Genomic DNA, 10740 nt, shown 5'->3' on the forward strand with positions numbered 1-10740 from the left:
CAGAAGAAGAGACAAAAGCTCTGCTGTCAAGCGGGTGAGGAAACCCCACCCGCCTGCGCGGTGGGGTAGTTCATTCGTAATCAAATACAGGGCGGTGGGGCGTCCCGTTCTGTTCGTGTGAGCGGCGCAGAGCGCTAAAGCTCAGGAAACGTCCTGTGCCATAACAGGAGTCCCTGTTCGCGCAGCGTGGTGTAAGCCATGAAACCCGCACTCGATGCGTCAGCTTGAGGGCGGGAGTACGTCACCATAGTGGCTCTTGCCTTGGCTCAGAAAGCTCGTAAAGGGATCCCTCAGTTTGCAACTGCTGCTATGCTACGGGACAGGTTAGCGGATCCCTTGGCGCTATGCCCTCGCGTCGTTCCAAGTCGGTTTTGAACCCCGGTTCAGAGATGGAGGGGGGGCGTCTCCTAGCCCTAAAAAATCAGATCGAGGCAATCCTCTACTTGAAGGGGCAGCCGTTGGCCCTATCGACACTGGCCCAGTTGGCCCAGTGCAGCCGCGACGAGGCCTACGATGCGCTGTTGGAGCTGATGGAAGACTACGCCCACCGCGACTCCGCCCTAGAGGTGCTGCAGGTGGAGGAGGGGTTTGCTCTACGGTTGCGCGAGCCTTTTTTGGAGCTGGCCAACCAGCTCTTGCCCCCTGAAATCGGGGTGGGCGCCACCCGTACCTTGGCGACTATCGTTCTACGTGGCCCCCTCTCGCAAGCTGACTTGGTGGAGTTACGCGGTCAGGGTGCTTACCAACATGTGGCAGAGCTGGTGGAAAAGGGCTTTGTGACCCGCTATCGCAAAGAAGGCAGCCGCTCCCCCTGGTTGCGGGTGACGGATAAGTTCCATCGCTACTTTACCTTGCAAGACGGGAAAGCTTGCGCTCTAGCTGCAAGGTCAGCGTCGAGATGAAAGGCGCGGCAAACAAGTCCAGTCTATACCGGCGAGTTTACCAATCCTCTAGAAAACAAAACCGGCCAAGGCGTTCTCTACACTTGCATCTTTGTTCGTGGTAGTTTAGACCCCTCAGTTTATTCGCAACAAATGCCTGCGCTACTGAATGGATAACCAAGGAGCTGGCCGGTACGACCTCTCTAAACTCTCTGCTGTGCTGGCCAAAGAATATGAGTGAGCAGCTCAGCTCAACGCAATGGCAAGGCAAGCTAGCGCAGAGCGGGCTTAGTCGGCCATCCAGCGTTTCTATGACAACTGCCAAGCCAAGAAACCAGGGAAGAAGGGCTTTCCCAAGTTCCAGAAGCACTGCCGCTCGGTCGAATACAAGACGACAGGGTGGGAACTCTCACAAGACGGGAAGCATCTCACCTTCCCCAACAGTTTTAAGGCTGGAACCTTTCTGCGGCTGGAAGCTTCTGACCCATGGTTTTACGGCATTTCGCAGATTAAGCAAATCAGGGTAGTGCGGAGAGCCGATGGCTACGACGCTCAGTTTTGCATCGACGTTGACCCGCAGGAAGAACTTCCACCTACGGGTAAGGTTGTCGGTATTGAGTTGGGGCTGACATGCTTCTACGAAGCAACCGACGGTACTGTAGTGGAAAACCCCAGGTTTCTGAGGCAGCGTAGAGACTGGGTGGTGAAACAGGCCGGGGCGCTGGTGTGTCCGTAGCGTGGTTTTGTGCGCTTGCATCAGCGGTGCGGAGCACTAACTGTCTTAAGCGGGTTTGAAATGACCACAAAGTTAAGGATCCCCTCACCGGGGATCCAGATCAAGGAGTCACGGCTTCAGCGGAGAAGGGAGCCCTTCTCCTGAGCCAACATCAGCTAGGTTGCTGGGACTCTTACTTGTTGGGCTGAGGGGTGACTCGCAGGTAGGGCTTAATTTCCTTGTAGCCTTTCGGGAACTTTTCTTTGAGCACTTCCGGATCTTTCAGCGAAGGTGGAATAATGACATCGTCGCCATCTTTCCAGTCGGCGGGGGTGACGACGTTGTACTTATCTGTCAACTCCAGAGCATCGATTGCCCGCAGCAGCTCGTCGAAGTTGCGCCCCGTGCTGGCTGGATAGGTGAGGATAAGGCGGATTTTCTTGTTGGGATCAATAACGAACACTGAGCGCACCGTCAAAGGCAGTCCTTCTTGATTGAGGTTGGTCTGATCCAGCATGCCGTAGAGCTGGGAGACCTTGCGGTCAACGTCTGCCAAGATGGGATAAGTCACCCGGGCATTCTGAGTTTCCTCGATGTCTTTCACCCAGCCGACGTGGGAGTCCACATCGTCCACGCTGAGGGCCAGCACCTTCACCCCTCGCTTCTCGAACTCAGGCATCAGCTTGGCAACAGTACCCAGCTCGGTGGTGCAGACCGGCGTGTAGTCAGCGGGGTGCGAAAACAACACTACCCAGCTATCCCCGGCCCAGGAATAGAAGTCGATTTCGCCGTGGGTGGACTTTTGCGTAAAATTGGGAGCCGTATCGCCAAGTCGGAGAGACATACACTCTTTCTCCTCAGTAAAGGGTTCAGTCCGGTGAGGTCAGGATCCGGATCCTTGCGCTCGATCCGTCTGCTGTCCATTTTGCCACAAAAACTCCACTTTTCCGAGCGGATTTTAGGAGATTTTAAGATCATCGCCAACTTGCCCGCAAGGTGAGAAGCCCTTTCCTAATGTGAACAATTGTTGTGGGCAGTCTTAACATTCTGTAGTTTCCTTACAGGCTGCAACGGCGGCGTGCTAGGGGTATTGTAGACAGTAGACAACAGAATCTAGCTCCTCTGCTGAGGTCATGGGATCGATGGAAAGCCTAGAGGCAGTTACACCTTACAGCCTGGCCACCCTGTGGGCCCAAAAATATGTAGACAAGCTGCGGGCACAGGCGGCCTTGGGCGAGCTGCCGGGTACCCAATTAGCCGACAAGGTGAAGGGATCCCTGCGCTTTGCCAGCTCCCAGGCCTGGGCAAAAACGGAGCGGCTCTTGGCTGCCGAAATCCCGAGGCAGCGGCTGGATCCGGACTTGATCGATCCCTGGCAAATTGCCGAGGACTCCCGCGAGTTATTTGAAAAGGCAGCGGAAAGTTGTGGGGAGGGCCTCTCGCCAGTGCGCTTTTCAGTAAAGATTGCACCGTTCTGTGGCAGCCTGCGGGCCCGCTACAGCGAACGGGATCCGCGGGTGCTGGGCTTTTTAAGCATGCAATTCCACTACACGGGGCAGATGGTCTTGCAAGCTCTATCCCCTCAGGAGCGCAGCCTCTTCCACCCCTACTTGAAGGTCATGGACGACCACCTGTACATGCCCCTGCAGAGGATGTACGAGGGTGCCGCTGTCCACGCCAGCGACAACGCTTCTTCTGCCTCTTTGCTGGCTGTTCAGGAACTGTTGCCCATCGTAACCAGTGTGGCGGAATTTATCTGTGCCGAAGTGGCTCAGCGTTTCCCGGACTATCGCTGCGAAAGCGGCCCCTTGACGAATCTGGAGGTGCGGATTTCCAGCATCCGCGATGTGGAGATGTTCCAGGTGTACCTGGGCGTCTGTGCCTTGGAAGGCAGCGTGGTGGCTGTGCAGCAGGAGCTGTTTCCCCTTTGCGTGATGCTGTACCCCCCTCTGAAGGTGGAGTGGAAACTGGTGCGGCAGATGCTGGAGCTGTTGGATAAGGCTTTGCACTCTCGTCTCAGCCCGGCTAGCTACACTTTCCTCCTGACTTATCTGCGAGCCGTGCAGGGCATGTTCTCGCTGGAGGTTTTCCCCGAGAGCGACCCGATCTGGAGCCATCATCCCGACGTGCTGCGCTATATGGGAACGGCGCAGAAGCTGTTGCAAGAATTGATGGGTCAAAAAGTCACTTGAAAATCCTCACGCTTGTCCACTCTATCTTTAGAGCAGGACAGGCTGTTGGGCTATCGCTCTTCAAACCTGCTGGGATCTACGGAGTGTCCAGGAAAGGGGTGGGCTCCACCAGCTCGGTCACAAATTGGTGCAGAATGGGCAGGTAGCGTTCCCCGGCCACCTGGAGCAAGTTGTTGTGATCGGCTCCCTCGATGGGCACCAAACGCTTGGGATCCCGTGCTGCTTGGTAAAGGGCTTCGGCATGCCAGAAGGGGATCAAGCGATCCTGAGTGCCGTGCAAAATCAGCAGCGGGCAATTGATCTGGGCAATGCGGCTGAGGTTGTCGAAGCGGTCAAAAGGCAGCAGCGGGATGCGGGTCAAGACGCGAAAAGCGGTTACAAAGGTGGATTCTAGGATCAGGCCCCCCACCGGCTTTTGGGCTGCTAGGTAAACTGAGGGCCCACCTCCCACCGAGCGTCCGTAAAGCAAAATCCGCCCCGGCGGGATCCCCTGATCTCGTAGGTAAGCGTAGGCCGCTTCAATGTCTTTGTAGGCACCGGCCTCGGAAGGGATCCCTTCGCTGGTGCCGTAGCCGCGGTAGTCGTAGGCCAAGACGGCAAACCCCCCCTGCTGCAGCTTCCTCAGGCGCGGCAGGATATCTCCTAGGTCCTCGGCGTTGCCGTGGCTGTAGAGGAGGGTATAGGTGGCTGCGGGATTGGGCAGGTAGACCGCTGAAATCTGCAGGCCATCGGCGGTGGTGAGTTTGAGAATGGCCTCCCCATCCTGGTAGCTGGCGGGGCGGGGCAAAAAGATCAGCCGCTCCGATTGAAACCAGCCCAGCCAGAGCAGGTAGCCGTACACCCCCAGGCCAATGAGCAGCAAGGATGGCCCCAGCCGCAGTCCCAGAAAGGGCTTACTCATTGCTCCTTCCCCTCACCCCCGGCCCCTCTCCCTCTAGGAGAGAGGGATTGGGCAGCGACGTTGGGCGCCTTAGGATTTGGCTAGCAGGGCAGAACCTTTCCAAAGGCAAACTCCAATCCAGTTAACCAAAGTGTGGGCGACGATGGTTACCAACAGGTTTCCCGACAGCCACACGCCCATCCCTAGGAGGATGCCCACCGCACTGGCCCAGACGGCATAGGGCCAACCCTGCCACTCTAGCCAGTGTAAAACCCCAAACAAGAGCCCGCTCAGGAGGATCCCGCCCGTCCACCCCAAGGGGCTGGCCACCAGGGCTGTCATCAGCACGCCGCGAAACAGCCACTCCTCGCTCCACCCCGGTAGCACCCCCACCCAGAAGACGTCTCCCCATTGCAAGGGATCCGCCACCAGGTGTAAGTAGGCGGAAGCCGCCCGGCGATAGGCCGGCCAAAGCCAGTAAGCCCCGCCGCTGAGCAGCGCCACCCCCAGCCCCAGCGCCGCTCCCCAGGCGACGGCCAGCGGATCCCAACGGAAGGGCACGCGGAGGGATCCCAGCCAGATCCAGAGGCCGGCGATGAGGGCCAGGATCAGGCTGGTCAGGCCCATCCCGATCAGGATCTGTTGGCGGGTACAGGGTTGCATCTTGGCACTCATGGGAGGAGCCTATTCCCAGCGTAGGGCGAATTCCGACAAGAACGGCTGCCCGAATCCACACTGGCAGCGGGGAAGACTCTCAGTTGATGCTCTCCCCAGCCCTAGAGAGCGGGGTTTGCGCCGCCCTTGTCTCGGTCAAGGGGGTAGGAGCTTGGGATCCCCCCTCTCCTTTAAGGCAAGTGCTGCCTCAGCAACTGGGCGTGCTGGGCCGATCGCTCCACCCAAACAGCCACTTGGTCAGGGCTGAGGGCCGGCCCGTCGGCATAGCAAGCCAGCCAAGCCCGGTGCAAAGCTTCGGGATCCTCTGGGATCGCCTCGAGATCCCAGCCGGGCATGCCCAATTCCCCGAGTAGCGTTTTTACCTTGGGATCGTAGCTGAGGCCAAAGCAGGCGCAACCCTCAGCCGCCGCCATCACCAAGCCGTGGTAGCGCATAACGATTGCCAATCTCACCCCCCGGAAGACCCCCTTTAAAAGACAGGGATCCCGAATCTCCAACACCTGGCTGGGGCCGGGCAGGCGCTGTTGCAGCTGTTGCGCTAGGCGGTAGTCTGGGCCAAGGTCAAGGGAGCCAGGAGGAGCCAGTTGGAAGGGCAGCAAAAGGAGATAGGCCCCCGTCGAGACCTGGAGGCGCCTCAAGCCTTCCGCCAAAGTCTCAAGTCGCGCTGGAGTGAGCTGGGGATGCTGCCGCAAGACCACGGCAATGCGGGGCTGAGGCCATCTTTCCCACTCCGGCAGGGTTTTGGCGGGCAGGCCCCAAACCGGATCTGGGGCCACCTGATGGGGGATCCCCCAGTCTCGCAGCCATTGGGAGGCAACGGCGTCGCGCACACTGATGGCCGTACAACCTGCTAGAGACCGGCGGGCCAGCTCGCGGATCCAGCCCCGCTGCAAGGGGCCGATCCCCTGGGCCCAGGCCAAAGTTTTCAGCCCCCGCCGCTGGGCCCAGAGCATTAGACCCAGGTAGTAAAGTGGGCTGCGCCAACTGGTGCGATCCTGCAGCAGGCTGCCCCCACCCCAGATGAAAGCTTGAGACTGCCCCAGATAGCGCCGCAAAGCCCAGCCGTCAAAGCGCGGACAGGCCAGCACCCCATAGGTGGCAGCCGTTTCCGCAGGGCGAGGAGAGAGCACCACCGGCTGTACAGGGTTGGGCAACTGCCGCAGCTGCTGCAGTAGAGCCAGCAACAACGCCTCGTCGCCGGCATTGCCGTAGCCATAGTAGCCACAGATCAAAACCTGTGGCCCCTGCCTGGAGCCGATTTGCTCAGGCAAGCTGCGCCGGGATCCCCAATCGGTAGAAGTCAAGGTTCGGTCGAACTCGGCCCGTTGCATCGAGAACCTAGTCCAGCCTACAGCTTTCTTCCGGGATCCAGAGCGCTGCTGGCGCAGACATCTCCCTTGCAGCCGATGGTCTCGGACAGGTCTTCCTTGATGTTCTGCCCACGGCTAGAGCTTGCTTCCGCGCAGCACTGTGCTAAGGGGTCTTTCTCAGCTTATGGGATTGCTCCCGCTTGCCAAGCTGCCCAGAGCATGAGGTTTCTATCGCAGGGGACGCCGTAACCCCAACTCCAAGGCCTATGGCCGGCTTGCGCGAAGGAATGTGGAAACACTCCAGATACTTCCTCTCCTTGCCGCAGTTTCGTGTTCTCGCAGGCGCAAGATCTCAAGGCGGTGGGACAGGGATCCCCTTTGCAGATAAAGTCTGGTAAGCAGTTCTAACTGAGTTTTTCGCAGGTCGCTGACAATCTTGCTGCCCTCCTTGGGCGAGATAGCGGTGATAGAGGTGCAGGTAGCAGTCTGACATGCGAAACAGCCTGTCGAGATCCAGGCTGGTGGGGAACTGGGGATCCCAGCAGCCAGCAGGCAAAGCACTCGGAAACCCCCCACGCTCACCCGGATTTGGCTCACCTAGAGGTGGGAGGGATCTCCCTGCCAGGCCGAGAAGCACCGCTCTATAATGAGTAAGATTTTTGGTTGCTCCGCAACGCCGACGTGACGGGGTTTTTGACGTGACCTACGGTCGCAGACCATTGGCCCGCTGGGCTAGGCATTCGGCTTCGCGGCATCCTTACAGCCGCCCCTTTCCCCGCTTGGGGTATGACGAATATGCCAGCGCTGACCCACCCACCCGCCCCTCCTGGATGACTCAGGCTGCTGCCACGGTGGGCAATCTGTTGCTGGGATCGCTGCTCTTGGGCTCTACAGCGACGGCTGCCGGCTTGATGGGGTTGGCCATCAGCTTTCGCAACCTGCCGGATGTACACCAACTGCGGGACTACGTGCCGGTGGCCACTACTCACATTGTCGATATTCGCGGCGAGCCAATTGCCAGCCTGCACGGGGAAGCCAACCGGGAGGTGATCTCACTGGAAGAGGTCTCGCCGGAGATGAAAAAGGCCCTGCTGGCCATTGAAGATAGCCACTTCTACACCCACCCCGGCATCAACCCCGTCAGCTTGGGCCGGGCCCTTCTGGGCAGTGTTGAGGGGGGCTTGGGCTCTGCCGGGGGCGGCTCCACCCTGACGATGCAACTGGTGAAGAACTTGTTTTTGAGGCCGGAGCGCACCCTCAGCCGCAAGGTGGCCGAGATTGTGCTGGCGGTGCGGCTGGAGCAGGTCTTCACCAAAGACGAAATCCTGGAGATGTACCTCAACCAGGTGTACTGGGGGCACAACCTCTACGGCATCCAGGCGGCGGCCCGCAGCTACTTCAACAAAGATGCGGCAGAACTGAACTTGGCGGAAGCGGCGATGTTGGCCGGGATCCTGCCGGCTCCAGAAACCCTCAGCCCCTTCCGTAACCTGGAGGGAGCCAAGCGACGACAGCGGCTAGTGCTGGATCGCCTGGTGGAGCTGAAGTGGATTACCCCAGAAGAAGCCCAGGCAGCCCGCGAGCAAGAATTGACCCTGGGCCGCATCACCTCCTTCCAGAGCAATGCCCCGGCGGTCACCGACGTCATCGAAGCCGAGCTGCGGCGTCGCTATGGCGAGCAGGCAATTCTCCAGGGGGGGCTGCGGGTGCAGGCCACCATCGACCTGCGGCTGCAACGCCTGGCAGAGCGCATTGTCAACGAAGATGGGCCCCGCATTGCAGCCGCTCGCCGAGCCGACCAGATGGCCCTGGCGGCAGTGGATCCCCGTACCGGCTATGTCAAGGCCCTTGTGGGCGGCATCAACGCCCAGCGGGGCCAATTTAATCGCGCCACCCAAGCCTTTCGCCAAACGGGATCCACCTTTAAGCCCTACGTGTACTACGCGGCCCTGGCTACCGGCCGCTACGGGCCCAACAGCATCCTGGAAGACACCCCGGTCACCTATCCCGGCTCACCCCCCTACAGCCCCAAAAACTACGACAACACCTTTTACGGCCCCCTCACCTTTGCCCGCGCCTTGGAGCTCTCCCGCAACGTGCCCACCGTCAAGCTGGCGGATGAGGTTGGGATCCGCAACGTCATTGCAGCGGCCCAGGCCACGGGCATCAGCGCCGAGATGTTCCCCAACCTGGCCACGGCCCTGGGCTCGGCCAGCATCAGCCCCCTGGAGATGGCGGCCAGCTATGCGGTGTTTGCCAATGGCGGCTACCGGGTGGAGCCAACTCTCTTGGCCCAGGTGGTGGATCGCAACGGCCAAATCCTCTTCGAGGCCCGGCCGAAGCCAGAGCGGGTTTTGGATCCCTGGGCAGTGGCTGCCCTCAACCAAATCCTCAAGGGGGTAGTGACCCAAGGCACCGGGACGGCAGCCCGTCTGGACGATGGGCGACCGGTAGCAGGCAAAACCGGCACCACCTCCGACTTTCGCGATGCCTGGTTTATCGGCTATGTGCCGCAACTGTCCACCGCCATTTGGATTGGCAACGACAATAACTCCCCCATGCTGCCTGGCACGGCAGGGGGCGCCTTTGTCGCCCCCACCTGGAAGCGCTTCATGACCGAGGCCCTGCAAGGGATCCCACCCCAAGACTTCCCTAGCCCTCAGCAATTTTCCCCTCCCCGGCCATGAGCAATAGCGAGGAGCGGCTGGCGCGCATTGAGCGCACCATCGAGGCCAATGCCCAGGCCATCGCCCAACTGGCCCGGCAAAACCAAGAGCTGCTGCAGACCATTGCCGGCACCGAAGAGCGCATTGCCAAGGCCGAAGAGCGCATCGCCAGAGCTGAGGAACGCATCGCCAACGCTGAGGAGCGCGTCGCTAAGGCAGAAGAACGTCTGGAAGCCGAGGTCAAACGCTGGGACGAGCGGTTTTTCCAGCTCAGCCGCGACACCCTCAGCTTCACCCGCAATGTAGTTACCATTGCCGCCATCACAGCGGTTTTGATCCCGCTGCTGCGGGATGTCGCTCCCCTGCTGATCGAGCTGCTGCAGCAGGGATCCCGTTAGCCCCCGGTCATCGAAGGGCCCAGGGGATCCCAAAGCGTAATCGTTCTGAGTTACACTAAGACTGCAAAGAAAGGTAACGCCTTTGTCTGGTTTATCCTTAGCCTTGGCCGCGTTCTTTCTTGCATTCCTTGCACAAGACACAGAGGACAGACGACTATGGCTTTTGAACTCCCAGCTCTGCCCTACCCTGCCGACGCCCTCCAGCCCTATATGTCGGCGGAAACCTTCTCCTACCACCACGGCAAGCACCACGCCGCCTACGTGGCCAACCTGAACAAGCTGATTGAAGGCACCGATCTGGCCAATAAGTCCCTGGAAGAAATTATCAAGACCACGTTTGGGGATCCCGACAAGGTGGGCATCTTCAACAATGCTGCCCAAGTCTGGAACCACACCTTCTTCTGGGAATCCATGAAGCCGGGTGGGGGCGGCACGCCGACAGGGCCCATCGCCGACAAGATCAACGCCGACCTGGGCGGCTACGACAAGTTTGTCGAGGCCTTCAAAACGGCGGCGGCCACCCAGTTTGGCAGCGGCTGGGCTTGGCTGGTGCTGGACAACGGCACTCTCAAGGTCACCAAAACCCCCAACGCCGAAAACCCGCTGGTGCACGGCCAAGTGCCCTTGCTCACCCTGGATGTGTGGGAGCACGCCTACTACCTGGACTACCAAAACCGACGGCCCGACTTCATCAGCGCCTACCTGGAACACCTGGTCAACTGGGATGCCGCCAATGCCCGGCTGGCAGCCGCCTGACTGCCCCTCTTCTGGGATCCTCTGACGGGGGATCCCATCGAGGACTAGCCTTGCCCAGCTCTTTGCCAGGGGATCCTCAGGGATCCCCTTTTTTTCGGCTTAGTCCTTCCCCAAGCGTTCCCGCTCTTCGCGCAGGCGTTGTAGGAAGCTGGGCGTAGGGTTTTGGGCAGGGGTGGGAAAGGCAGCAGCAGGAGGAGCGGCCCGGTTGATGGGGGCAAGGAGGGGGCGATTGACCGGCTGGGGCGGCAGGGGGGTGCTGAGAATGGG

At 59.9% G+C, this 10740-nt stretch carries 9 protein-coding genes; 5 read left to right on the forward strand and 4 right to left on the reverse strand.

What is annotated here, in order from left to right; translation table 11 throughout:
• Nucleotides 1-344: 344 nt before the first annotated feature.
• Nucleotides 345-902 carry an SMC-Scp complex subunit ScpB gene (scpB, locus tag NW845_RS10940; RefSeq protein ID WP_414365678.1) on the forward strand — a complete coding sequence of 186 codons (558 nt, stop codon included), beginning with the start codon at nt 345-347 and terminating at the stop codon, nt 900-902.
• A gap of 887 nt (nt 903-1789) precedes the next feature.
• Here the strand turns inward: scpB and NW845_RS10945 are convergent.
• Entirely contained in the window at nt 1790-2440 is a 651-nt protein-coding gene (locus NW845_RS10945; RefSeq protein ID WP_414378525.1) for a peroxiredoxin, read from the reverse strand.
• A gap of 289 nt (nt 2441-2729) precedes the next feature.
• Between NW845_RS10945 and NW845_RS10950 the strand changes: the two genes are divergently transcribed.
• Nucleotides 2730-3788: a hypothetical protein gene (locus NW845_RS10950; RefSeq protein WP_414378526.1), complete on the forward strand. Its 1059-nt coding sequence runs from the start codon at nt 2730-2732 to the stop codon at nt 3786-3788.
• 76 nt (nt 3789-3864) lie between these two features.
• Here NW845_RS10950 and NW845_RS10955 read toward each other — a convergent pair whose 3' ends face one another.
• The 3 genes from NW845_RS10955 to csaB form a co-directional block, all read right to left on the reverse strand.
• Complete coding sequence (locus NW845_RS10955) at nt 3865-4689, reverse strand: alpha/beta hydrolase (protein WP_414378528.1); 825 nt, start codon at nt 4687-4689, stop codon at nt 3865-3867.
• Nucleotides 4690-4758: 69 nt separating this feature from the next.
• On the reverse strand, nt 4759-5343 hold the full coding sequence (locus NW845_RS10960; RefSeq protein WP_414362192.1) for a type II CAAX prenyl endopeptidase Rce1 family protein: 585 nt from the start codon (nt 5341-5343) through the stop codon (nt 4759-4761).
• Between the two features lie 170 nt (nt 5344-5513).
• On the reverse strand, nt 5514-6674 hold the full coding sequence (gene csaB, locus NW845_RS10965; RefSeq protein WP_414378530.1) for a polysaccharide pyruvyl transferase CsaB: 1161 nt from the start codon (nt 6672-6674) through the stop codon (nt 5514-5516).
• Between the two features lie 638 nt (nt 6675-7312).
• Between csaB and NW845_RS10970 the strand changes: the two genes are divergently transcribed.
• The 3 genes from NW845_RS10970 (at nt 7313) to NW845_RS10980 (ending at nt 10473) form a co-directional block, all read left to right on the forward strand.
• On the forward strand, nt 7313-9340 hold the full coding sequence (locus NW845_RS10970) for a transglycosylase domain-containing protein (protein ID WP_414365684.1): 2028 nt from the start codon (nt 7313-7315) through the stop codon (nt 9338-9340).
• Nucleotides 9337-9717, forward strand: coding sequence for a hypothetical protein (locus NW845_RS10975; RefSeq protein ID WP_414378532.1), 381 nt, complete (start codon nt 9337-9339; stop codon nt 9715-9717). The genes NW845_RS10970 and NW845_RS10975 overlap by 4 nt, the downstream gene beginning before the upstream one ends.
• 156 nt (nt 9718-9873) lie before the next feature.
• Complete coding sequence (locus tag NW845_RS10980; RefSeq protein WP_414365685.1) at nt 9874-10473, forward strand: superoxide dismutase; 600 nt, start codon at nt 9874-9876, stop codon at nt 10471-10473.
• The last annotated feature ends 267 nt before the right edge of the window (nt 10474-10740 follow it).

This window comes from Synechococcus sp. H60.2 (genome assembly GCF_047462315.1).
Classification (GTDB): domain Bacteria; phylum Cyanobacteriota; class Cyanobacteriia; order Thermostichales; family Thermostichaceae; genus Thermostichus.

Excerpts from the sequence above, each read along its gene's own strand:
- scpB (WP_414365678.1), top strand. The coding sequence starts at position 345 with ATGCCCTCGCGTCGTTCCAAGTCGGTTTTGAACCCCGGTTCAGAGATG.
- NW845_RS10945 (WP_414378525.1), bottom strand. The coding sequence starts at position 2,440 with ATGTCTCTCCGACTTGGCGATACGGCTCCCAATTTTACGCAAAAGTCC.
- NW845_RS10950 (WP_414378526.1), top strand. The coding sequence starts at position 2,730 with ATGGGATCGATGGAAAGCCTAGAGGCAGTTACACCTTACAGCCTGGCC.
- NW845_RS10955 (WP_414378528.1), bottom strand. The coding sequence starts at position 4,689 with ATGAGTAAGCCCTTTCTGGGACTGCGGCTGGGGCCATCCTTGCTGCTC.
- NW845_RS10960 (WP_414362192.1), bottom strand. The coding sequence starts at position 5,343 with ATGAGTGCCAAGATGCAACCCTGTACCCGCCAACAGATCCTGATCGGG.
- csaB (WP_414378530.1), bottom strand. The coding sequence starts at position 6,674 with ATGCAACGGGCCGAGTTCGACCGAACCTTGACTTCTACCGATTGGGGA.
- NW845_RS10975 (WP_414378532.1), top strand. The coding sequence starts at position 9,337 with ATGAGCAATAGCGAGGAGCGGCTGGCGCGCATTGAGCGCACCATCGAG.
- NW845_RS10980 (WP_414365685.1), top strand. The coding sequence starts at position 9,874 with ATGGCTTTTGAACTCCCAGCTCTGCCCTACCCTGCCGACGCCCTCCAG.